The organism is Candidatus Neomarinimicrobiota bacterium, assembly GCA_021734025.1.
Taxonomy (GTDB): Bacteria; Fidelibacterota; JAANXI01; order JAANXI01; family JAANXI01; genus JAANXI01.
Genome location: JAIPJS010000002.1, coordinates 413,978 through 438,490 on the forward strand (window position 1 = coordinate 413,978; position 24,513 = coordinate 438,490).

Annotated in this window: 20 protein-coding genes and 1 tRNA gene; 4 read left to right on the forward strand and 17 right to left on the reverse strand. The window is 49.5% G+C overall.

Annotated elements, in window-relative coordinates; genetic code table 11:
- Nucleotides 1-207: 207 nt before the first annotated feature.
- The 6 genes from K9N57_04055 to K9N57_04080 form a co-directional block, all read right to left on the reverse strand.
- Nucleotides 208-1,089, reverse strand: a complete 882-nt coding sequence (locus tag K9N57_04055) for a glycine betaine ABC transporter substrate-binding protein (protein MCF7803341.1) — start codon at nucleotides 1,087-1,089, stop codon at nucleotides 208-210.
- 30 nt (nucleotides 1,090-1,119) lie between these two features.
- Complete coding sequence (locus K9N57_04060; GenBank protein MCF7803342.1) at nucleotides 1,120-1,944, reverse strand: proline/glycine betaine ABC transporter permease; 825 nt, start codon at nucleotides 1,942-1,944, stop codon at nucleotides 1,120-1,122.
- Entirely contained in the window at nucleotides 1,937-3,190 is a 1,254-nt protein-coding gene (locus K9N57_04065; GenBank protein MCF7803343.1) for a glycine betaine/L-proline ABC transporter ATP-binding protein, read from the reverse strand. Before K9N57_04065 ends, K9N57_04060 begins: the two co-directional genes overlap by 8 nt.
- Before the next feature lie 40 nt (nucleotides 3,191-3,230).
- Nucleotides 3,231-4,397, reverse strand: coding sequence for a hypothetical protein (locus K9N57_04070; protein MCF7803344.1), 1,167 nt, complete (start codon nucleotides 4,395-4,397; stop codon nucleotides 3,231-3,233).
- 483 nt (nucleotides 4,398-4,880) lie between these two features.
- Nucleotides 4,881-5,720 (reverse strand): methyltransferase domain-containing protein, encoded by an 840-nt coding sequence (locus K9N57_04075; GenBank protein MCF7803345.1) that lies wholly within the window; start codon nucleotides 5,718-5,720, stop codon nucleotides 4,881-4,883.
- Nucleotides 5,721-5,722: 2 nt separating this feature from the next.
- Entirely contained in the window at nucleotides 5,723-6,532 is an 810-nt protein-coding gene (locus tag K9N57_04080) for a class I SAM-dependent methyltransferase (protein MCF7803346.1), read from the reverse strand.
- A 338-nt stretch (nucleotides 6,533-6,870) separates the two neighbouring features.
- On the opposite strand from K9N57_04080, the gene K9N57_04085 reads away from it, so the two are divergent.
- Complete coding sequence (locus K9N57_04085) at nucleotides 6,871-7,899, forward strand: methylenetetrahydrofolate reductase (GenBank protein ID MCF7803347.1); 1,029 nt, start codon at nucleotides 6,871-6,873, stop codon at nucleotides 7,897-7,899.
- Here the strand turns inward: K9N57_04085 and K9N57_04090 are convergent.
- The 7 genes from K9N57_04090 to K9N57_04120 all read right to left on the reverse strand — a co-directional run bounded on the left by K9N57_04090 (nucleotide 7,896) and on the right by K9N57_04120 (nucleotide 17,134).
- Nucleotides 7,896-8,795 (reverse strand): sugar kinase, encoded by a 900-nt coding sequence (locus K9N57_04090; protein ID MCF7803348.1) that lies wholly within the window; start codon nucleotides 8,793-8,795, stop codon nucleotides 7,896-7,898. The two genes, K9N57_04085 and K9N57_04090, sit on opposite strands and share 4 nt — an antisense overlap.
- 100 nt (nucleotides 8,796-8,895) lie before the next feature.
- Nucleotides 8,896-10,152 carry an adenosylhomocysteinase gene (gene ahcY, locus K9N57_04095; GenBank protein MCF7803349.1) on the reverse strand — a complete coding sequence of 419 codons (1,257 nt, stop codon included), beginning with the start codon at nucleotides 10,150-10,152 and terminating at the stop codon, nucleotides 8,896-8,898.
- The gene (metK, locus tag K9N57_04100) at nucleotides 10,149-11,327 is read right to left on the reverse strand and encodes a methionine adenosyltransferase (GenBank protein ID MCF7803350.1); all 1,179 of its coding nucleotides are present in this window, start codon (nucleotides 11,325-11,327) and stop codon (nucleotides 10,149-10,151) included. Before metK ends, ahcY begins: the two co-directional genes overlap by 4 nt.
- Before the next feature lie 361 nt (nucleotides 11,328-11,688).
- Complete coding sequence (gene metE, locus K9N57_04105) at nucleotides 11,689-13,995, reverse strand: 5-methyltetrahydropteroyltriglutamate--homocysteine S-methyltransferase (protein MCF7803351.1); 2,307 nt, start codon at nucleotides 13,993-13,995, stop codon at nucleotides 11,689-11,691.
- Between the two features lie 525 nt (nucleotides 13,996-14,520).
- Nucleotides 14,521-16,182 carry a chaperonin GroEL gene (groL, locus tag K9N57_04110; protein ID MCF7803352.1) on the reverse strand — a complete coding sequence of 554 codons (1,662 nt, stop codon included), beginning with the start codon at nucleotides 16,180-16,182 and terminating at the stop codon, nucleotides 14,521-14,523.
- A gap of 61 nt (nucleotides 16,183-16,243) precedes the next feature.
- Nucleotides 16,244-16,528 (reverse strand): co-chaperone GroES, encoded by a 285-nt coding sequence (gene groES / locus K9N57_04115; GenBank protein MCF7803353.1) that lies wholly within the window; start codon nucleotides 16,526-16,528, stop codon nucleotides 16,244-16,246.
- 249 nt (nucleotides 16,529-16,777) lie between these two features.
- Entirely contained in the window at nucleotides 16,778-17,134 is a 357-nt protein-coding gene (locus K9N57_04120; GenBank protein ID MCF7803354.1) for a response regulator, read from the reverse strand.
- A gap of 239 nt (nucleotides 17,135-17,373) precedes the next feature.
- Here K9N57_04120 and K9N57_04125 point away from each other — a divergent pair.
- Nucleotides 17,374-17,446, forward strand: a tRNA-Phe gene (locus tag K9N57_04125).
- A 401-nt stretch (nucleotides 17,447-17,847) separates the two neighbouring features.
- Here K9N57_04125 and K9N57_04130 read toward each other — a convergent pair.
- Nucleotides 17,848-19,863, reverse strand: coding sequence for a S8 family serine peptidase (locus tag K9N57_04130; GenBank protein ID MCF7803355.1), 2,016 nt, complete (start codon nucleotides 19,861-19,863; stop codon nucleotides 17,848-17,850).
- 331 nt (nucleotides 19,864-20,194) lie between these two features.
- Here K9N57_04130 and K9N57_04135 point away from each other — a divergent pair, with 331 nt between their 5' ends.
- On the forward strand, nucleotides 20,195-21,052 hold the full coding sequence (locus K9N57_04135) for a sigma-70 family RNA polymerase sigma factor (GenBank protein MCF7803356.1): 858 nt from the start codon (nucleotides 20,195-20,197) through the stop codon (nucleotides 21,050-21,052).
- Between the two features lie 40 nt (nucleotides 21,053-21,092).
- On the forward strand, nucleotides 21,093-21,290 hold the full coding sequence (rpsU, locus tag K9N57_04140) for a 30S ribosomal protein S21 (protein MCF7803357.1): 198 nt from the start codon (nucleotides 21,093-21,095) through the stop codon (nucleotides 21,288-21,290).
- A gap of 158 nt (nucleotides 21,291-21,448) precedes the next feature.
- Here the strand turns inward: rpsU and K9N57_04145 are convergent, their stop codons facing one another.
- The 3 genes from K9N57_04145 to K9N57_04155 all read right to left on the reverse strand — a co-directional run bounded on the left by K9N57_04145 (nucleotide 21,449) and on the right by K9N57_04155 (nucleotide 24,480).
- A complete protein-coding gene (locus K9N57_04145; GenBank protein ID MCF7803358.1) occupies nucleotides 21,449-22,495 on the reverse strand; it encodes a hypothetical protein in 1,047 nt (348 codons plus the stop codon).
- A gap of 85 nt (nucleotides 22,496-22,580) precedes the next feature.
- On the reverse strand, nucleotides 22,581-24,026 hold the full coding sequence (gene gltX, locus K9N57_04150; GenBank protein MCF7803359.1) for a glutamate--tRNA ligase: 1,446 nt from the start codon (nucleotides 24,024-24,026) through the stop codon (nucleotides 22,581-22,583).
- Nucleotides 24,013-24,480 (reverse strand): DUF3566 domain-containing protein, encoded by a 468-nt coding sequence (locus K9N57_04155; GenBank protein ID MCF7803360.1) that lies wholly within the window; start codon nucleotides 24,478-24,480, stop codon nucleotides 24,013-24,015. The genes gltX and K9N57_04155 overlap by 14 nt, the downstream gene beginning before the upstream one ends.
- Between the last annotated feature and the right edge of the window lie 33 nt (nucleotides 24,481-24,513).

Sequence of the window (24,513 nt, forward strand, 5' to 3'; positions counted from 1 at the left end):
TGAAGATAGACTGCTTTCGGAAGAGTTATTTTAAGACAGGAAACCCAAAAATGTGATCCAGATCAAAATACTTTTTAATCGCTGAGAAAGGGGCTTTTTGGTCGTTGTACTTTTGAGTAGTAGTATCGTGATGCAGAGGGAAGATAAAAAAAGCACCGGCTCGCACCGGTGCTTTTTTTAATCAGAGATTATCCGCGGATCTTACATTTATTCACTGGGTATCCAGGAATTCACCAGATCCATGTTGTTGTTCATCCAGTTTCGGGCTACAACTTCGACGTCCTGGTCGGATTGTTCAACCTTCACCATCAGGTCCGCCAACTGAGCGTCGGTAAAGTGGAAGTTCTTCAGGAACTGGGCTAATTCCGGTTTGTCTTCTTCGATATTCAGCCGTCCCATAATATGGATGTTTCCGGGCTTCCACATCATGTTATCCGGATCCTGTTTCAGGAATTTCAGATCCCAGCGACCGAACATCCAGTGCGGCTTCCAACCGGTCACGACAATCCATTCTTCATTATCAACGGCGCCCTTCAGCGCTGAGGTCATTGCCGGGCCACTGGAGGAAATCAGTTCGTAATCCAGATTGTATGCATCAATCAGCTGTTCCGTGGTCTGCATAATTCCGGCACCGGCATCGATACCGGTAATTTTGCCGTCGAACTTATCGACGACACCATTCATTTGTGAAATGGAATCGATGGTAACATACGTCGGTACGACCAATCCGCTCTGTGTACCTTCATAGACATATCCCAGGTCGGTGATCTGGTCGCCGAATTTTTCCACATAATCCTTATGGAGTACCGGCAGCCAGGTTTCCATGAACGCGTCCTTATCTCCATTGGCCACTGAAGTATAAGCCGGGCCAACATCTGCAGAGGTGATGGTCACGTCGTAGTCCATCTTGTCCTCAAGAACCACCTTGGCCAGATGTGTATAGGCTACACCTTCAGCCCAATTAACATACACGAGATCCGCTGATTTCTGTGATGCATCTTTGGATGTACATCCCGTTAAAGCAAATGTCCCGGCAAAAAATATTATTGCCAGTAGGAATGTGAACATCCGATTTCGAAATATTCTCATAGTACCCTCCTTATGTTGTTGCTCGAATGATTATTCGTTTCCTGCACCAAGCGCCTGTGTGATCCGATCCAGAAAGATTGCCAGGATCACGACGGCGATGCCACTTTCAAACCCGAGTCCGATCTTCAGCTGAGTGATACCTTTCAGGATTTCGCCACCCAGTCCACCGGCGCCAATCATGGCAGCAATAACTACCATAGACAGGGCCAGCATAATCGTCTGGTTCACGCCGGCCAGAATCGTGGGCATGGCCAGAGGAATTTGAACTTTAAAGAGCAGTTGTCGATCTGTCGAACCAAATGATCGCGCCGCTTCTACCACTTCTTCATGTACCTGCCGGATACCAAGGTTGGTCAGCCGGACGGCAGGCGGCATTGAAAATATCACCGTTGCCACTGCACCGGGCACCTTCCCAAGCTGGAAAAACAACACCGCAGGTATCAGGTAAACAAATGCAGGCATGGTCTGCATAAAATCCAGGACGGGCCGAACCACACTCGCGACGGAATTGCTGCGGGAGGCCCAGATCCCTACCGGTATTCCGATCACCAGAGCGACCAGTGCTGAGGTCACTACTAATGCCAGGGTAACCATTGTTTGCTCCCAAAACCCCATACTGGCAATCAGCCACAATCCAATGAGGGAAAAGATCCCCACACCGCGGCCCGCAATCCACCAGGCGAGTGCGGCAAACAGGACGATGGCTACATAACTCGGCGGGAATAACAGTATGGCTTCGAATACATCGACGACACCAGTTAAGACTGTGCGGATAATATCGAAAAGGACACTCAGGTTATTCGTGAGCCAGTTAATGACGACTTCAATACCCTCGCCAATGTGTAAATCAATCATTACTCACCTCCATCTCCGGCTCTTCCGGTTCGTCCAGTTTTTCCTCCGATTCCAGCGTTTCCCCGGTAATCTCAGCTATCACGGACGGCCGATAAACAATCCCCTTCATGGCGCCATTCTCATCCACAACCACGACAGGAATGTTGTTATCCCAGACCATTGGAAGCAGGTCTGCAACCGGGGTGTCCGGTGCGATCCCTCTGTCGCTATGCTGAATCACACTTTCCAGCGTGTTCTTTTTTTCCTTCTGGAGCTTCACCGCATCATCAATAGCAACGAACCCTTCGAACGTATTATCCGAGTCGGTCACCGCCAGATGAGAAATACCCCATTTCCGCATTCTGCGAACAGCAACGCCGGGGCCTTCCTTGGGCTCAACCACGCGTTCCGGGTGGTCGAACATGATACTCGTGGCGGTGATAACCTTGCTCCGGTCAACGTTTTCAACGAACGCTTCAACGTAATCGCTGGCAGGATTAGACAGGATTTCCTCGGTGGTCCCGACCTGCTCAATCTGTCCGTTTTGATTCATAATGGCAATCCGGTCACCCAGTTTGAGCGCCTCATCCAGATCGTGTGTAATAAAGACGATCGTTTTCTGCACCTTGGATTGGAGCTCCAGCAGCTCATCCTGCATGTTCGTCCGAATGAGCGGATCAAGCGCGCTGAAGGCCTCATCCATCAGCAGGATTTCCGGATCCGTCGCTAGCGCTCTGGCCAGTCCGACCCGCTGTTGCATCCCGCCGCTCAGTTCGCCCGTCATTTTCTCTTCATATCCGCTGAGTCCAACGGTTTTGATTGTCTCGTAGGCCTTTTCTTTCCGGGCCTTGGCATCGACACCCTGGATCTCCAATCCGAACGATACATTATCGCTAACAGTCCGGTGTGGGAGCAGGCCAAAATGTTGAAAGACCATAGCCATTTTAGACCTCCGAATCTTTCGGAGCTCTTCTTCTCCGGCAGCCAGCACTTCGATTTCCCCGTCATCCAGGAAAATCTCCCCATCTGTCGGTTCAATCAGCCTATTCAGGCAGCGGAGAAGCGTAGACTTCCCGCTGCCTGACAAACCCATGACTACAAAGATTTCACCGAGTTCGATCTCCAGGCTCGCATTATTCACAGCAACCGTACAGCTAATTTCGTCGAGGATTTCTTCCTTCGACTTCCCCGACTCGACCATACTGATGGCCTTTTTTGGCTTCGGCCCGAAGACCTTGTACAGGTTTTCAACTCGTATCTTCGACATAGATTATCCTATGCTCTTCCCTTCATTGGAATTCTGGTGTTTAGAAGTAATAGGCCATATTGATGTTAAAGCGATATTCCCAGTCCGCGTTGGGATCACCAGCGGCCAGCCCGTTGGTCCAGTTGGGGCCAACCCATGGATGATTTTTACCAACGATGAGATCAACATACGACCAGATTCCTCCGGCTTTCACGATGAAACCGACTGTATTTGCCTGGGTGGTTTCGAAGTTAGAATTGCTCTTCGTCATCATTGAATAATCGTTGTATGCTGTAAATCCAAGCGGACCCAACGTAAACGGCAGGTCATAACTTACGCCGCCAACGAGAAAGCTCCCTTCGCTGGCCACATTATATGCCGCACCGTAGGAGCCCATGGTCACCATATCAGTAGACGCCCCACCATTCTCGGGTGAAAACTGATAGTTAATATATTCAGCCTTCACGTTAGCCGGCCCGAAATTGCCGTTAAAGTGTCCGGCAAATGCGAAACGGTTTCCTTTGCCGTCGTTATCATTGGGGGCCGCGGCAACACCCGCATTGTACAGCCCACCGTATTCCACCGAAAGTCCGACCTCCATATTGTCGTCAATGTTATAGGCTGCACGGGCATTCAACTGGTTGATCTCTTCATTGTTATTGCCTGCGGTATACCCGGGATTCGCCGGGACGATGTCCACCGAATACCGGCTATTTCCGGCGCCGGGTACTTCGGCGTTTTTATAAAACGCAAACGCCAGGTCCAGGTCGCCCATGGTGTGCAGATATTTGATCCCCGCGTCGTAATCATCTTCAAAGCCTGCGTAATACGGCAGCACGAAGAACCAATTATGTGACGCGTACGGCTGCAGCCCGAACGGCACCTGGCTCACACCGAGATGCAATTTACTGGTTTCGGAAAAATCGTAACCAATGTACCCGTGATGCAGATAATCACCACCGAAGGCATCGGTGTAGAACCGATACTCCGCGTCCACATAAATCCCTTTGCTTTCGGCATGGACATTCAGGCGGAAGGTGTCAAAAGCAAAATCCCCTAACTTGTCTTCATTGCTCTGCACCCAACTCTTAGTGAAAAAATTGTACCTGAGCGCTCCGCCAATGTCAAATTCCTGTGCATTCAACTGGGAGACGTTTAATCCCACCATTCCACCAACAATAAAAATAATTGCCAGGATACGTCCAAAAAACTTACTCTTGTGCTCCATTGCTCCTCCCTTAATTGCAATTGAACTAACCCTTTGTGCTTCATTATCCTGCTACTTTTAAAGATATAAATTTTGACATAAATCACAAAGCGATAATCAGAATATTTTTAGGGTTTATTCCCGTTTTGAATTTATTACAATTTCTCTACAGTATTTTTAATGTAATTATTTTATTACCAGAACAAAAAACTCTATATAAGTTAACATTATCCATCATTTATCATAGTAATTCAAGTGGAACAACAGGATTTTTTAAAAGGACTTTAATTTTACAAAGGAACATAACCTGAAAAATTGCATTACTTCCTTAGTTTTACGAAAAATAATGAAGAAGGCTTTTCCCACAGAGGTCAGGTAAGTGTGAATTGAGAATAGATATTTTACCCCCAGAAGCATCCGGAACATTTCCGGCATGAAAAAAAATAGGCCGGGGGATTGCTCGAATCCCCCGGCCCTTTTCACCCTGAATCCTTTCGGGAAAGTTCATTTGGTGAAATGGAATATTCCCCAGGACAAATATCCCTTCTTTCCGCCGTCAATCCAATGTTGCAGCCCGGCCTTCATATGGTCGATATAATCCTGACTGACCGACTCCCGGAGTTCCTTCTCATGCGATTCCGTCTCTTCCAGCACCCGGGTATAATGGTTGATCAGGTTTTCCGTCTGTTCATCAAATGCCTGCTCTTCCATTCCTAACTTCTCCGCCTGCTCCCGATAGAACCGGGGAGATCCCAGGCTCTCAAGATGAATGCGTTCCAGAATCGGCTCCAACACGCCGTCGGGACAGTCATCCGCCTGCATTGGATCAGTGAAAATCAGATCGCCACCTGGCTTCAGTACACGGGCCGCTTCTGCCAGGACTTGATCACGATTTCCACTGTGGAGGAACGAATCCTGGGACCATACCAGATCAAAGGAATTATCCGGCTCCGGTACATCCTCAAAATTCCCGTCGACAACTTTGATCTGGTCAGCGAGTCCGGCCATTACGTTTTTATCACGGTTCCGCTCATTTTCGACCTCACTCAGATTAAGCGCCACCACATCGCAGCCAAAAGTATCAGCCAGATATCGTGCCGCTCCGCCGTATCCGGCGCCCAAATCCAGTACGCGGGTATCTTCATCCAGTTTTCCCGCCATGGCGGCCATCCTTTTTACGGTCCGCTGACTGGCATCCGAGATGGATTCATCCTCCGATTTGTACAGGCCGATATGGATATCTTCCCCGCCCCAGATTGTGTAATAGAAATTATCCGCGTCATCACTGTTGTAGTAATCTCTGGCCGTTTCAACCGTTTCTGAATATGTCTCTACCTCTGTCATATCTACTCTTCCTCCTTCTCATACTCTTTTTCTGCCACATGAATAAAGAAATCCGGTTCCTCCTCGCGATACGTCTCCTGGAAGTCCCCGTAGGTTTCGATATCCTGAAAACCAACCTGAGACATTAAGGTGCGCATATATTTTTTTCGAAGTGGATACATATTTAAATAGTATTTGGAATTATCCGGGAACTGATACTTAAACCGGGCTAATCCGTCGTCAACATGTTCCGGCTCCACCGATACTTGTTCTCCACAATAGTAATAAATGTGTTTACTGGAATATCCGTGATCCATAATCGCGTCGTAATTACGCTGATCCAGGATTAACACGCCGTCATGTTTTAGTGCCGCATAAAATTCCGCCAGTGCCTTTCGGCGATCCTTTTCCGAAAACAGGTGGGTAAACGAATTGCCCAAACAGATTATCGCATCGAACTCCTCATGGATATCCCGGCTCAGCCAGCGCCAGTCGGCCTGGACTGTCCGCAAAATATGGCCCCGGGGGCGCGCATTCTCAAACGCCTTGGAAAGCATCTCCGGATTTCCGTCCGCACTCACAACATCAAAGCCCTCCTCCAAAAGCTGGATGGAATGAAAACCCGTCCCGGTGGCAACGTCCAGGACTTTTTGAGCGCCACGCTCTTTTAATGTCTCGATGAAAAAATCGCCCTCACTCTGTGCCCGGTTATCCCAATTGATTAGATCATCCCATTTTTCCACGAAATCCTGGATATACTCTTCCTGATAATGATCGGTTTCTCTGACTTTTACCGGATCGGATCCGAATGACTGTTCCATGACTTCTGGCATATATTTTACTCCCGTGGTTTCTTCTGGTTCGTGTATTGCAATTACTGAAAATGCTGCCTAATAATTCATTCTGCTCAAAATCCACTTATAATCTATAATTTACGCGGTATAATTCAAGTATAAATAATTGTTTTTATAGGTATTTAAAACTATTAGGAAAAATTAACAAATCCTTGAATTATTCTAAGTTTTCTATTCGTATTCATAGAACGTCTAACTTACCAGTAAATACAGTCATAAATATTTGATAATGCTCGATTTATTTGATACTATTCAAGCCGGATAAGCAGAAAATAGTAATAGATATAAACAGCACTCGAAACGGAGGTCTGATCTGAATGGAATTTACTCCGCGCCTGACGAAATTAGCAGATCGTTTTGGAACCACCCCCATAGTATTCGAACTGGCCCCGCCAAAAAAGGGAGCCCACAAAGAACGGCTCCGGCAGCATCGGGATGGTCTACAACAACTCACCAACCGCGTTGATATAAATGGGATTAACTTACCCGAAATTCAGGACGAATCTCAGCAAGGCGATCGCGGGCAACGACGGAGTAAGTTCGAAGAACGCGTTGCGCCACGAAAGTACGCAAATCAGCTCAGCGAAAAGGTCCAGCTCAGATATCTTATAAACCGGGTCATTGTCAAACAGCCCGCACCAAAACAGGAAAAATGGATAGCAAACACCTTCCACAACTACGGCATCGATTCGATTGTGATCGTCGGCGGTGAATCCAGTGAAAAAGAGTATCCGGGCTTATCAGTGCCATCCGGAAACCGGTTAGTGCGTAAATATTTGAATCAGGGGAAACGCAAATATGCCGATACCGCCGGGCCGGCCACGGACCTGCTAGTGGGGAATATTTGCATTCCAACCAGACGCCGGGATGACCTGGACGAACCGGAACGGATGCTGCAAAAGGTGCAAGCCGGCGCAGATTTTTTCACAACCCAGATTATCGCGGAGTCCAATTCCCCAATCAAGTTGCTTGAGGATCTCTCACGGCTTTTTGTTTTAGAGGACGTTTCGCCACCGATGCTTTTTTGGAGTTTTACCCCCATTGCCTCCCAAAAGGATGTCGACTTTTTACGCTGGCTCGGGGTCTTTATTCCCGATAATGTTGAGAACAAAATTCTCTCCAGTGATGAGCCGGCCACCACTTCCATCGAATATACCGGAGAGATCTGGGAGCACTTGCTGGAACTAAACCGGAATCTCCCCAGGCCGTTTCCAATGGGGTGCAATATTTCTGTCATGGGGATGCGAAATTTCGAGAACGCCGTTGAAATGGCCGCCACGCTGAAAGAACGGACCAAAAATGCCCGCAATCACCAGCGAAAATTATTCAGAAAAAGTGTGGGCTAAAATGAGGTAATCTCTCGGAATTGCGTATATCTCTCATCGATGTCACCGCTGGAGAGGTGCCGAAGTTTTTCCACGCTGAAATCCTCTACATTATAGCTGGCCAGGACCGAGCCGTACACCACTGCTTTGCGTAAATTTTCCTGTGAAATGTCATCAACTTGTGCCAGATATCCCATCACACCCCCGGCAAAGGAATCTCCGGCCCCGGTAGGATCGACAACATCTGCCAGTGGATAGCCGGGTACCATAAAGACCAGATCCTCACCGATCACCATCGCGCCGTGCTCCCCTTTTTTGGCCACCACAAATTCCGGGCCCATGTCCAGCAATGCTTTACTACCGGTAAACAGGCTGGGTGCACCAGTCAACATCTGTACTTCCTGGTCGTTTATTACCAGCATATCTGACTGTTCGATGACCTCTTGCAGATCCTCTCTGGCAGTGTCAATCCAAAGTTCCATTGTATCCGTCGCAACGAGCTTGGGATTTTCAACCTGTGAGAGCACATCCAGCTGCAAGGCAGGATGGATGTTGGCCAGGAACAGATACTTTGCAGAGGAATAGGCGTCGGGTATCTTGGGTGAAAATGATTCGAAGACATTGAGATCGGTACTCAGCGTTTCCCGTTGATTCATATCGTCCATGTAACGACCACTCCAGCGGAAGGTCTTCCCTGCCACCTTCTGCAGCCCGGTGATGTCTATATCGTTTTGCTGAAACAGTTCAATACCGGACTCCGGAAAATCCTCCCCCACGACGCCAACTAACTGCACTTCGCCAAACTTGCTTGCCGCCACACTGAAATGCGTTGCCGAACCTCCCAGCAATTCTTCCCGGCGCTCTTTGGGAGTTTCCACAGTATCCAGCGCCACAGAACCTACTACTAATACTGACATCTATTCACGATCCTTTCTTTATAAAGAGTGATACAAAGAAAAGATACCATCCCGTCAGCACGGGATGGCATCTTTAATTACTTCGAATCGAAAACCACCTTTACGTTCCGATAGACCAGGACTGCAGATACTCCTCCTGCTCATCGGTCAGCGTATCGATCTGGATGTCCATGGCGGCCAGTTTCAACCGGGCCACGTCCTTATCGATCTGTTCCGGGATGTTATGGACTTTCACGTCGAGGTTTTCTTCCTTGACCGCCCACTCACTAGTCAGCGCCTGGACGGCAAAACTCATATCCATCACGCTGGCCGGATGGCCTTCGGCGGCAGCTAAATTAATCAAACGCCCGTCGCCGAGCACAAAGATGGAGCGGCCGTCTGTCATTACATATTCGTCCACATAGTTTCGCACGTCCTCCCGGATAGATGAAGCCTGCTCTTCCAGATTCTCAAGGTTGATCTCCACGTTAAAGTGACCTGAGTTCGCAACGATAGCGCCATCTTTCATTCGGTCAAAATGTTGTTCGGAAATCACGTTGACGTCGCCAGTGGTAGTACAGAATATGTCGCCGACTTCCGATGCCTCATCCATCGGCATGACCGCGTATCCGTCCATAGCTGCTTCTAGTGCCCGGAGCGGATCAACCTCAGTTACAATAACGTGGGCGCCCATACCGGCGGCGCGTTTCGCCAGGCCACGGCCGCACCAGCCGTACCCCGCGACCACAAAATTCTTTCCGGCGAGCAGCACATCCGTCGCCCGGATAATCCCATCTATGGTAGACTGCCCGGTACCGTACCGGTTGTCAAACAGGTGCTTGGTATCGGCATCATTCACAGCGATCACCGGGAATTTCAGTGCCTCGTCCTGATCCATCGCCCGGAGTCGAATAACTCCCGTGGTGGTCTCCTCCATGCTGCAGATGACATTATCCACCTTCTCCGGATAATCGGAATGGATGGTCGAGACCAGATCCGCCCCGTCATCCATGGTCACCACCGGATCGTTTTGAATGGCCGCATCGATATGGTCGTAGTAGGTATCCTTATCTTCTCCCTTGACCGCATAGACCCTGATATCATAATCTTCTACGAGCGAAGCCGCCACATCATCTTGCGTGGAAAGCGGATTAGACGCACACAGCACTAGATCAGCGCCACCTGCCTTCAGAGTGCGCATCAGATTGGCCGTCTCGGTTGTAACATGCAGACATGCCGACATTCGCATGCCCTCCAGCGGCTTTTCCTTCTCGAACCGCTCCCGGATTGACGCCAACACCGGCATCTGCTCGTCCGCCCATTCAATTCGTTTTTTTCCCTCCGCTGCGAGCGCGGAATCCGCAATATCGTAGTTCATGCTGCCTCCATCTGTTCAGATTTAAGTAATGTTTTCAGTTCCGCAGTCTTATCCGTTTGTTCCCAGGGAAAACCAGCGCGTCCGAAGTGACCGTACGCTGCTGTCTCTCGATAAATTGGCCGCTGGAGATCGAAGTGATCGATAATCTCTGCGGGCGTCAACGGGAACAGTTCCCGGATAGATTCCGTGAGAATCTCATTCCCAACGCGGCCCGTTCCATGGGTATCAACCAGTATTGAAACCGGTTCTGCTACCCCGATTGCATATGCGATTTCGACGCTGCACCGGTCGGCCAAGCCTGCTGCCACAATATTTTTGGCGATATACCGGCCGGCGTATGCCGCAGAGCGATCCACCTTGGATGGATCTTTCCCGGAGAAGGCTCCGCCACCATGACTCGCCGATCCACCGTAGGTGTCCACCATGATTTTGCGCCCGGTTAAACCGGCATCACCCTTCGGACCGCCGATTACAAACCTCCCGGTAGGATTGATGTGGACCGTCAGGTCGTCCTTTCCGCCGATATCGTCCGGAAGGACAGGATATATAATTTTTTCCTTCACATCTTCACGCAATTCCTTTAGCGACACCTCTTCCTCATGTTGCGTGGAAATAACCACCGTCTCTACCGCAACCGGTTGTTGCGTCTCTTCATCGTATCGCAGTGTCACCTGGGATTTCCCGTCCGGTCGCAGGTATGGAAGGTCGCCTTCTCTGCGAACAGTACTCAGCCGTTCGGTCAGCCGGTGCGCCAGTTGAATAGGCATAGGCATGAGTGAGTCCGTCTCATTCACGGCGTAGCCGAACATCATTCCCTGGTCGCCGGCGCCCTGTGCCTTTTCTTCGTCGGCATCCACGCCCATGGCGATATCCGGGGACTGTTCGCCGATAACGTTCAGCACCGCACAGTTTTTGTATCCGATCCCCATAGAGGAATCGGTGTACCCAATCCGCTTCAGCGTACCGCGCACTAATTCCTGAATATCGATATACGAATCGGTGGTTATTTCCCCGCCGACTAGCACCATACCGGTGGTCACATACGTCTCGCATGCCACCCGGCCGTTTGAATCTTTCTCCAGCACAGCATCCAACACTGTGTCAGAAACCTGATCGGCAATTTTGTCGGGATGCCCCTCCGTTACCGATTCCGATGTAAACAGATAAGAACTCATCTATCTCCTCGAACCTCCTGTGTTTTTAAAGTGTTAGAGTGTTCTTGTGTTTAAGTGTTCAGGTTACAACCTACGCTAATGCGTTTAAGCGCTACCATGTTATCGGTAAAATGGTCATGTGTGTGTCACTGGTTTTCAGTCTCCCGTCTCCGGCTTCCAACCTCCGGCCTTTCTACTTCGCCTTCTTCATTTTTCATTCATCCATGAGCAACACAACGCCATCCCTTAATCCCTTCCTCTTCGAAAGAGGAAGGGAAACGAGTCCTCCACCAGTTTGGTATCCCCCGCTTAAACCCGCTTTGCGGACTTTAAGTGGGGAACGTCATCAATCTATGGACAGGAAGGAACTCGGGAATATCACTTAAGGGCCTTCACCATTTTGCAACTCTTCCCGTACGGTGTCCGCTGCCTCGACCAGATGTTCCAGCGATGGCTTTATCTCGTCCCAGTTCCGGGTTTTCAGACCACAGTCCGGATTGATCCATATCTGGTCTTTGGAAAGCACGTTTAGCCCTTTTCGAATTAGTTCAGAGACTTCTTCGGTCTCCGGGATTCTCGGTGAATGGATGTCGTAGACGCCGGGACCGATTTCATTGGGATAATCGAAATCCTTGAAGACGTCCAGGAGTTCCATGCGGGAACGCGAGGACTCCACAGACAGCACGTCCGCATCCATCCGGGCGATGGCCTCCATAATATCGTTGAACTCCGAATAGCACATATGCGTATGGATCTGGGTAGTATCCTTTACGCCGGAGCTGGCCAGTTTAAAGGCATCCACGCTCCAGTCCAGATATTTTTCCCAGTCGCTCTGCCGGAGCGGTAATCCTTCCCTGAGTGCCGGCTCATCAATCTGAATTATCTCGATCCCTGCATTCTCCAGATCGTTTACCTCATCCCGAATTGCCAGCGCAATCTGGTTACAGGTTTTCCACCGGGGCTGATCGTTCCGGACAAAGCTCCACTGGAGGATCGTTACCGGTCCGGTGACCATCCCCTTTACCGGCTTTTCAGTCAATGATTGCGCATATTCGGACCACTTGACGGTCATAGGTTCAGGGCGGGAGATATCTCCGTAGATTATCGGAGGACGCACGCACCGGGAACCATAACTCTGCACCCAGCTGTTACTGGTGATCGCCACGCCTTCCATCTGTTCCCCAAAAAATTCCACCATGTCAGATCGCTCAAATTCGCCATGGACGAGTACGTCCATGCCGATGCCTTCCTGGAACCGGATGGCCTCTTTGATCTGTTCTTTCAGAAATGATTCGTATTCTTCCTTGCTGATTTCATCGCGCTTGAACGCAGCTCGCATTTTCCGCACGTCTTTGGTCTGCGGCAGGGACCCGATACTCGTGGTAGGTAAATCCGGAAGATTCAGATGCTCCCGCTGCTGTTTCCGGCGTTCGGCAAATTCACTGTTTCTCTGGTACATCTCCGGTGTCACCGACTCCACCCGTTCCTTGACAGTAGGCCGATGGATCCGGTCGGATTGATTCCGGCTGATAATCGCCTGCCTGTTGGTTTCCAGGGCTTCCTCTACTGCCTGCTCGCCGTCGTTAATCGCTGTAGCGAGCACGTCAATTTCCTGCAGTTTTTGTTTGGCGAAGGCCAACCAGGACGCCAGTTCCTCGTCCAGGGCCGTCTCCTGCTCCAGGTCAACCGGTACGTACAACAGCGAACTGGACGGCCCAATCATGATTCGCTCTTTTCCAAGCCGCTCAACCGCATTTTTCGCGATATCAAGTTGCTCACTGAGGTCCGCCTTCCAGACATTACGGCCATCAATTAATCCCAGAGAAAGACTCATCGGATCCGGAATCCGGGTAAGAGCCTTCTCCAGCTGGTTCAGTCCCCTGGTAAGATCCAGATGCACCGCATCAACCGGCAATGCGAATGCCGTCTCCATATTTTCTTCCATGGAGCCAAAATAGGTGGCCAGCAGAATATTCAAATCGGTCGTAGCGGCGTCGAGGGCTGTATAGGACTTATGAAATGATTTTAGTGCCTCCTCATTGAGGTCTGTCACCAGGCAAGGTTCGTCAATTTGCACCCATTCCGCACCCTTCTCTTCCAGACGGTTCAGGATATACGTGTAGACGGGAAGTAAATCGTCCAGCAACTCCAGCTGATTAAATTCTTTATTTTGAGTTTTGCCGAGCAACAAAAAGGACACCGGGCCCAAGATAACCGGACGGGTTTCTATGCCTAAATCTTTCGCCTCCAGGTATTCCTTCACAACCTTTGTGGAGGACAGTTGAAAATTTTGATTCCGTTTAAACTCCGGCACGATATAATGATAATTCGTATCAAACCACTTGGTCATTTCCATGGCTGAAACGTCTTTATCTTCGTCCTGAACACCGCGCGCCATCGCAAAGTAGGTATCGAGGTCGACAGTCCCGTCATCCCAGTCGTAGCGGTCCGGCACGGCTCCGACCATGGCAACGGTATCCAGCACGTGATCGTATAGCGATTGATCATTTGATGGAATATGGTCGATTCCGGCCATTTGTTGCATTTGCCAGTGTTGTGTCCGCAGGTCGGAAGCGACTTTTCGAAGATCTGCGCCGCTTGTATTCCCCCGCCAGTATCCCTCGAGCGCCCGTTTGAGTTCGCGGTTCGCTCCGATTCTCGGATACCCAAGATTCGATGCTATTGCCATATATATATTCCCCCTTTGTTATTCTGAGCCTATTCATTTATATCGCTGCCAATTTTTCAACTAATTCAAACGTAAAGGTAACGGCTCATATCATAATATCAACCAAGAATCAGAATATTTTTAAGTGAATGAAAACTAAAGAAAACTTTTACTTTTTATACAGACTATAATAAAATATTTAATTAATATTCAACCTCTATATTCTAAAATATTTTAAGGTCTTTTGAATATTATAGAAATATCCCAACAAGACGGCCGGAACCTGTTAGATAATTTGAATGACGAAACTGATCCCATTTTTATAACCAGAACAAAAACAGACAGTTATTTTCATAAATATTTGGGGTGTGATTTTCAGGAATATCGTAACTAAAGTACTTCAATACTTTTGTAGAAACAGTTGTAATCCATCCCACCAACTAGAATTTATTAAGTGGAGGAAGTACCGTCCTTCGGTGAGAGATAAAAAAAAGCGCCCCGATCAGTTCGGGGCGCTTTGATTTTTGTGCGATGGTTGGTGCGGATTTAGTACATGCCGCCCATGCCGCCCATGCCACCGGGCATTCCACCGCCGCCGGGCATTCCGCCGCCGCCACCATCATCATCGTCGTCTTCATCATCGTCGCCGACAACACATTCGGTAGTCAGCAGCAGACCTGCAACGCTGGATGCGTTTTCGAGTGCGATTCTGGCAACCTTTGTCGGATCGATGACACCGGCCTTGACCAAGTCGGTATATTCTTCTTCGTACGCATCGAATCCGTAGTTATCACTGTCCGCTTCGCGTATTTTTTGGACCACAATTGAAGCTTCGTGTCCAGCGTTCGATGCAATTTGCCGGATCGGTTCTTCCAGGACACGGCGGAGAATATCCACACCAATGTTCTGGTCACCGCGGAGTTCAAACCCATCCAGTGCCTTCACAGCACGCAGAAAAGTTACACCTCCACCGGGGATAATGCCTTCTTCCACCGCGGCGCGGGTGGCGTGCAATGCATCTTCCACACGGGCTTTTTTCTCTTTCATTTCCACTTCAGTGGCTGCACCAACATTCAGCACCGCGACACCGCCTGAGAGTTTCGCCAGACGTTCCTGCAACTTCTCTGCATCGTAATCGGATGTAGAGTTTTCGATCTGGGTCTTAATCTGGCTAATCCGGGCTTTGATGTCTTCCTTTTTCCCGGCGCCTTCCACAATTGTCGTATCGTCTTTGGTGATGGTGACACGTTTGGCCTGTCCGAGATAATCGACATTCGCGTTTTCCAGCTTGAAACCGCGTTCTTCAGAAATCACGGTACCGCCGGTGAGTGTCGCAATATCTTCCAGCATCTGTTTCCGGCGATCGCCGAATCCAGGTGCTTTCACTGCGGCGACCTTCAATGTACCACGCAGTTTGTTGACGACCAGTGTCGCCAGCGCTTCGCCCTCGATATCTTCAGCAATGATCAGGAGCGGTTTGCTCATCTGGGAGACCTTCTCCAGAATCGGCAGCAGATCCTTCATTGCGCTGATCTTTTTGTCGTGGATCAGGATGTAAGCATCATCCAGTGCCGCTTCCATAGAATCGGAATTGGTTACGAAGTACGGAGAGAGGTAACCGCGATCGAACTGCATACCTTCCACGACTTCCAGGCTGGTTTCCAGCGTTTTGGCTTCTTCCACCGTGATAACGCCATCTTTGCCAACCTTCTCCATGGCGTCGGCAATCAGATTACCGATCTCCGGATCGTTATTAGCGGAGATGGAACCGACCTGAGCGATCTCATCTTTGCCGGGCAGCTCTTTACTCATGCCCTGGATGTACTCAACAACCTTTTTCGTGGCCGCATCGATGCCGCGCTTGATCTCCATAGAATTGGAGCCGGCCGTCACGTTTTTCAGTCCGTGGCGGTAAATAGCCTGCGCCAACACAGTGGCCGTTGTGGTCCCGTCACCGGCCACATCCGATGTTTTGGATGCGACTTCCTTCACCATCTGAGCACCCATGTTCGGGAGATGCTCCTTCAGTTCAATCTCTTTGGCGACAGTGACGCCATCTTTGGTTACCGTGGGTGCACCAAAAGATTTTTCCAGAATGACGTTCCGGCCCTTGGGGCCTAGCGTCACCTTTACGGCGTTCGCCAGCTTGTCGACGCCCTTCTTTAGCGCATCCCGCGCCTGAGCGTCATATTTAATTACTTTACCCATAGATTCTTCCTCCTTCGAATATTCGTCTTATCTTCAGATTAATCTCTTCTGGCCTGCTTAGTTAAATAATTGCCAGAATATCGCTTTCACGCATAATCATATATTCCGCGCCATCCAACGTGATTTCTGTCCCGGAATATTTTCCATACAAAACATTGTCGCCCTCGCTGACCTCCAGCGGGATACTTTCACCGGCGTCCGATTTTTTCCCCGGTCCGACAGCAACAACTTCTCCCTTTTGCGGCTTTTCTTTCGCCGAATCCGGCACAATGATGCCACCTTCTGTCTTTTCTTCGGCTTCGGACGGTTTTACAACCACCCGATCTGCTAATGGTTTAATATTCATACACTCCTCCTTTTGAGTATCTCAGTTTGCTCAGGTTACATATTAAAAAGAAATAGATTATCCCGGTGTTTACTCGCCGGCTCTACAAATGTGGTTAATATGTTTGTTATCACTCTCATCAATTGAGTGCTAAAATTACTAATTAGAATCTGAACCTGTCAAGCGGTATTTGGAGGAAAACAATAAAAAATGAAAGGAGGAGAGATAAATATATTTAAAACATCGGCGCAGACGCCATCGGACGGCAGTTTATTGTAAATCCGCGAGGACTGATTGGACGTCAGTAATTTGGAACGGTTTATGGATGACATTGTCGATATTGTGTTCGGATAATTTTTCCTGGTCAATGGAATCACCCATGCCAGAAATGATTACGACTTCCGTTTCCGGAGTATTGTCTTTGATGTGCTGCACAATGTCCCATCCGGAAATATCCGGGAGGGTTAGGTCGCAAAACACTACATCATATTTTCCGTTTTCAAGTGCTGCTTTGGCGGCTTTTCCATCGTTAGCAACCGCACTTGTATGATTGTCAAGCGATAAGATATCTTCTAGTAATGTACATATATTTTTGTTATCATCTACGATCAGTACCTGCAGTCCCATTGCCGTATGAAGCCTCCTCGCTATCTACTCCATTGCTGTCACGCCCCACGCATCTCGTTTTATAATAGTAAAAAAAATAGACGAAACCTTATGGGCTCGCAAGCGAAATAATCTGACCGCCTTGCGTCCATCGTGAATATGCGGCCGCATAGAAAAAATTTCGAATCAATAATTGCATCGTGCCGAATAGCGCTGTATATTTTTGCGCTCTTTGAGAAAAAGACCCGAAATAAATTTGTGGCGCCTTAGCTCAGTCGGTAGAGCAGTGGACTGAAAATCCGCGTGTCCTTGGTTCGATTCCGAGAGGCGCCACTCTGCAAAGCCCTGTGAGAACCTACTCACAGGGCTTTTATTTTTATAATAGGTTTCTGGTTGTTCCCTTAATCTCCTTTTATCATCTATCCGGGAACCTCAGTAATATTTTCAGATTTTAAATTTTCTTTCGTCCCAGGTCTTCAAAATTTTGGGCTATGATTTTTACGAACGCTTGACTGAGAAAGGAGGGAACTAATCCGGCAACAAACATCTTCACTGGTAGAAAATCCCCGGTCTACTATGGGTAGATTTTCACACTGAGCGCCTGTCGGTTCCCCGGGGGCCAGTGGTGTTCGGTATTGCCTGGAATATCGTCTAGTCCACACAGGAGTCAGCCTAAGCCAGTCGAAGAAAAGGCATGGAAGGCATCTTCATTCCCGATATAACGGTCACGGGGATTATCTGGTTAGTACCATTTTTTTCGTTAACCGGCGATCACCGGTTTGAAGGCGGTAAAAGTAAACTCCGCTAGACACCTGCTCACCGCTGCGACTAGTACCATCCCACTGGACAGTATGGCTTCCGGATGATTGAGTCTCCTCCACAAGCGTTTGAATTGTAGTCCCCCGGATATCAAAGACGGTAAGACTCACGCGGGCTTTTTCCGGCAACTGATAACTGATTGACGTTTCAGGATTGAATGGATTCGGATAATTGTCTCCCAAAGAAATCTGTTCCGGTCTCCTGGCGGGACCCGCAACAGTTCGTGTTGGGATGGTGCCGGTACTGATGATGAGCGAAAAGTTCTGGTCTCCCCCCGCGAGACTTCCTTTATGATCAACGGTCACCGTATACTGAGTCGCCTCGGGATTCCGGATATTAACCTGTTCCACGTTATCTGTTGTATTATCGCCAGTGGTTGGTGCCTGAGAGGGCGATGAGGGATTCATAACATATGGAGCATATGCATTATCACCATCCGAAACCCTAAGATCCAGATCATTCACAAGTACGGATTGCGTCGGATCAACAGCCGGCTCGGGAGCATTTCCCCTGGGATCGGTCCAGACCAGTGTGGCAGTTAACGGTGCATCTCCCACGGATTGTACCGTCGTTGAATAGCTGCTTTCTAATAATGAAAGAGTACTTTCGACAATTTGATGCCCGCTGTTTTCATTCAATATCACTTGTGCGGCGCTTCCGGTATTCAGTAGCCCCCAACCAAAACGATAATCCGGGCCAGGCACCTCGTTCGGCTCATCCGCCGTATGGATAGCCAGCGCTTTCATTGTGGCCGAGCGGGGTGTCTCCCCGCTGTGTTCGTTTTGGTATAACTGTTGTATAAGAGCCATGGATCCAGCGACGCTCGGTGTTGCCATTGATGTTCCGGAGGAGTAAGAATAACTCGTATCACTGGCAACATCCGTGGAATAGACCTGAGTTCCATCAGCAACCAGGTCCGGCTTGATCCTCCCATCATCAGTTGGCCCCCAGGTGCTATAGGACGTCATGACCACATCTTCCGGACCGTGATAACCGTCTTCCACGGTTCCGACCGATCCCACGGTCAACACATTTTTGGCGGTAGCCACCGGAAGGACGGAATCATAATCGCCGTCCGGGTTCCGGGTAGTGGTTGAGTCCTTCCGCCACCCGTCATCACCGGCATAGACCCAATAGGGTTCTCCCTCATTCTCCGGTCCGGATTGATACCTATCGTTTCCGGTCACCTTTACGATAAGATAGTTCGGTGCATTCCTGGCAATCTCGTCCCACCGGCTGGCTTGCGGTGTGTAGAACCCGAACCGAAAATCTTCCTGTTCACTCACCGTGGTATCTCCGAACCAGGCCCACAGATCGTCATCGCGATAATCGTACCCCCAGCCAACCACCTGACCATAGGAATGATTGGAAATGATCAGTCCGTTGCTGGCCGCATCGGCCATTTCGCCGGCGTCTTCGTCCCATTTATAGACATCGAGAGCTGCTTCGTAACTCATCCCCCGTGCCAGAGAATCAATACCGGCAGCTGCCAATATCCCGGCGACGTGTGTGGCGTGTGAATTTACCGAACTCGCCGTATCCGCCTGGATTGCACGCCCGCCGAACTCGATGTGCGATGACAATACCTTTCCGGCGTCCCATTCACCAATGAGCATACTGTTGCCCGTCAGCCCCGAACCGATCCATCCGCCAGGCCAAACGTCATCGGTCGAGATCGAGGTCGCTGCGGTGAGTGCCTGGGTTGCCACGTAGACCGGCATTCCGGAATCGCTCAGTCGCATAATCTCAATGATCTTTCCGGTGGAGAGTCTTTTTCTGATCGGCCAGCCCCTGGATCGTGCTACAGCCCTGGCCTCTGCCCGCCGAGTCTCGGACAGATCCTCCCATCGCTGGGATAATTGTTGTAATTCGGCTGTATTCGTTACCTGTTGTCCGGCGATCGGCAGAGTTGCTAGCAGGGTAATACTCACAATCAATATTTTCTTTATCGAGGACTGGGGCATAAGATTGGGCCCTCTGTTTGTTGCTAAAATTCTCTCATTCAACGGGAAGCATAAATGTCAGGAACAGAATTCCAAATGATCGGTATCAACTGCCTGTTCAAAGACCATTGATTTTCCGGCGGTTCTGCCTTAATTATTCGACCAAATGTAACAAATGCATACCGTACCCATCCAAATGATAAAGTGACTGGGTTTCGAGTACACTAAAGAATCGAATGTCGGCTTGACAATTAAGGGCCATCACATTATCATTATAGAATGCAAAGCAAAGAGGAATTATAGAAGGGGGTAATCGCCTATGGCAAAAAAGGATTCGGGTGTCAGAGATCGCACCAATCGATCTCTCAGTAAGTACCTGGAAGAAATTGGGCAATATGAACCACTGTCGCCCGAGGAAGAAATTGCAGTGGCCAAAAAGGTGAAGGAAGGCTCCCAGGAAGCGCTGGAAAAGCTTACCACCGCCAACCTGCGGTTTGTGGTGAGTGTGGCCAAAGATTATCAGGGACAGGGGCTTCCGCTGTCTGATCTGATTAACGAAGGCAACCTGGGCCTCATTAAAGCCGCCCATCGATTTGATGAAACTCGCGGATTCAAGTTTATATCGTATGCCGTTTGGTGGATTCGCCAGTCCATACTCCAGGCACTGGCTGAACACTCCCGGATTATCCGGCTGCCGCTGAACCGGGTTGGAAATATTACTAAGATTTCCAAGGCCTCGGAAAAATTGCAGCACGATCTCAAGCGGAAACCGCGGCCGGGTGAAATCGCCGACGAGCTGGACATGAAACCGGAAGAGGTCTCGGACGCTATCCAGATTTCCCGCCGGCACTATTCGCTGGATAAACCGTTTCGCGACGGCGAGTCCAATTCGCTGATGGACGTGATTGAGGACAACGAGGGCGAAGAGCCCGATGAAGATCTGATGAGTGAATCCCTGAAGCAGGAAGTCATGGATGCGCTCGGCACGCTGAGCGAACGGGAACGCACCGTGCTGGAGATGTATTTTGGTATCGGTCGCGATTACGCGCTCACGCTCAACGAAATCGGTGATGAGTTCGGCTTGACCCGCGAACGGATTCGCCAGATAAAGGAAAAAGCCCTGCGACGGCTACGGCATAAATCCCGGAGCAAAGGTCTCCGTCAATACTTAGGATAAACCAGCATCACAGCACACGCCTTTAGGAGGTGAACAGTACATGATCGAAGTTAACGTTCGTAAGGATGAATCGCTCGAGCGCGCTATGCGCCGCTTCCAGAAGAAGTTTCAGAAGGCGGGCATCTTTAAGGAAATCAAGCAGCATTCCTACTATATGAAGCCCAGCGATGAGAAGCGGATGAAACGAGCGAAAGCCATCCGACGTCAGCGGCGTCGTTCACGCAGAAATAAGCGATAGTCGACTGACGACTCGTTAATTTTCGCTGATTTCTATGAAAGCGTCCCGGCCCAGCCGGGGCGCTTTTTTTATGACATATAATTAGTGAGTATTCTCCGCTTGAAGTCCGATGAAACCGGGTTTCAGCGAGCGGATACAGTTTTCGGCTTACACTTCGTTTACGGTTCCAGCCCCACCTTCACCCGGTCGATTCGCTCTGAATCGCCGAGATCGACTGGTACTACCACCTCCAGAGACTGCTGTTCCGCCAAGAAATAAATCTTGATCTGACGGCCGGTCTGTACCAGATGCATCGGACTAAAGGCTCTTGCACCGAGACTATTATACTCGTCATCTTTTTTCAGATACTGGGGATGCCCGGAAGGTTGAATCCTGTCCCCGGCCGGCGTGAAAAGTGCGGCACGGACTGTTTGTTCCCCGTAACCGTGCCGCAACATCTCCCGGAATTCGGGCTGTGCGCTTTCCACCGTGAGCGCTGGTAATGTCACAATACAGTATTCACCATCACACTTGACAAATCGATTATGTCGGAGAAATAGCCGCAGAGAATCGCCAGGTTCCAGGATGACAGGCATCCAAACCTCGTACCCCGATCCGCTCCCCGACGTTGCCTTCATTGAGATATCACGGGCCGTAAACCTGTAAAGAGAATCCGAACGAAGCAGAGTCATGAGCGTTTCGATTGTCTGATTCACCACCGCCATCGGGTTGTCTCTTTCCGACGGGGACTCATAATCTTTTGCCCGCCCCGAAAAATCCCGTTCCACAGATGGTGAGGACGGGGAAGGTACCGATTTAACTTCCGGTCTCTTGCTTGCCTCCGCTGGCTGCGGCGTCTGGATGCGTCCAACAATGTGGCGGACAACTTTATCGATGTAGCGCTGTACAGCCTCAACCGGCTGGTCCGGAGTTCCGGATATCTCAACGAGTCCCTGAGATTCAAGAGTGCCCAGCGCCAGGAATTCCCCAATCAGCTGGAGCTCTCCGGTCTCGGTTACCTCAAATTCGTTAACCAGTGCAAACATCACATCGGATTCGTGCCTTTTCTCATCACCAGCCCTGGATTGCTGCATCACCTGATGAAATGTCGATTGCTTTAATTTGGAAATGCCGGCAACATCGTAAAGCCGATTTTTCCCTTCTGCCGTCAAAGTTTGCTGGAGTTCAGAATAATCCGTCTCCATCTCCCTGTTAGTAAAATCCATAAAATACACGAGGTGTGTTGACTGCGCAGAAACATTGCCGGGTATAGCGAACCCTAAGAGCAAAAGCAAACAAATAGCATAGATGTTAGAGCGGTAAATTTTCAAGGGCGTACTCGATTCGCGAAATTAGTTGGTCCTGTCCAATGAGTTCAATAACCTGGAATATCCCCGGACTCACTCCCATGCCGGTGATCGCCAGGCGTGTCGGATGAATGAGTTTTCCGGCGCCGACATCCAGGGAGTCCGCTGTATCTCGCAGCACCTTTTCAATCTCTTCCGGATTCCAGGGTTCAATTTCCTTTGCCTCCCCTAACCAGACCTTCATCCGGTTGTTCACCGTGTTGTTCGGCCAAAATTTTTCCACGGCTTCCCGGTCAAACTCTGCCGGAGCGTTCCAGAAATATCTGCCATATTCTCCAAAATCTGAGATGGTTTTCATTCGGGATTTCAGCAACGTGATGACTTCGGTCAAATATTCCGAATTAGCACCATCTCCCGCAATTATCTGTTCCTCCGCCAATTCCCTTTTCACAAGGGGAAGCAATTCGGCTGTATCGGCTTTGGAAATGTGCTGCTCATTGACCCACCTGAGTTTTTTCTCGTCGAAGGCCGCTTCTGCTTTGGAGACGCGAAGCAGATCAAACTGTTCGATAAGTTCATCCGGAAGCAAAATCTCCTGGTTGCCTTTGGGTGTCCATCCCAGTAATGCTAAATAATTGAGCATGGCCGGCCGGAGATATCCTTTATCCCGGTATTCATTCACCGCTGTGGCACCGTGACGCTTACTCAACCGTTTCCCGTCGGAGCCCAAAATCAGCGGCAAATGCGCAAATTTCGGGACCGGATAATCCAGCGCTTTGTACAATAATATTTGCTTCGGCGTATTGGAGAGATGATCCTTCCCGCGGATAACGTTCGTAATTCCCATATTGGCGTCATCCACCACAACAGCGAGCTGATACACCGGCGTGCCGTCCCGCCGCTGGATAATAAAATCGTCGATTTCCTCAGTGTTCACCGAAATTTTCTTATACACGCGATCCTTAAAGTTGATCCATCCCTGTTCCACACGAAACCTGACAGCATACGGGTTCTCACTTTCCAAATGTTCCTGAATTTCTTCGTTTGACAAATTCCGGCAGGTTCCATCGTACTGGTAACTCTCCTGGTCCTTCTCGCCCGCAGCCAGTCGTTTCCGCTTCAATTCCTCCGGTGTGCAGAAACAGCGGTAGGCCTTCCCCGTCTCCAGCAAAGCATCCACCGCACTTCGATGCGCCCCTTGATTGTCAGACTGATAAACGATCTCCTCATCGGCGGCGAGCCCCAGCCATTCCATGCTCTCCAGGATATTTTCCACCATTTTGGGGTCTGAACGCTCCACATCGGTGTCTTCGATACGCACCAGGAATTTCCCCTGATGCTGCCGGGCATATAGCCAGTTAAAGATGGCCGTACGGGCACCACCAACGTGGAGGTAGCCGGTGGGACTTGGAGCAAATCGGACGCGGGTTTCCTGCTCAGGTGCTGTCATTGGTCTTGGGTGTGTCCTTTTCAGTTTCGGATTGTTCAACTTTGGTTTCCGGAACCTCCATAGAAGTTGTCGTTACTTCCGACTGGCTGCCGGACTGCACCTCCGTACGGAATGAATCGGGCAGTGAGATCTCAAATTCGAATCCGCCCGACCGGGCATTAACCCAATTGTACATCAGTGCGCCAACCCCTGCGAATACGGTAAATAAAACGCTTCCTATTACGCCGTTGAAGACAGAGAAAACCATAACGAACAAACCGCCAATATTCTGGAATGCATCCGGTTGAAATGCTACTCCGGAATCGGGCATGTACATGGCAAATTGTCGAAATAATCCAAGCCAGAAGATCCCAAACAATAATGTCCCCAGAATAAAAACAGTTAAACTCACGATAAATACATTTTTCACAAATGGCCAAAGAGGGATGGAATATAATTTAATGGTATGCCGCATAAACTCTGTACTCCGTTTTATTATTGAAAATTA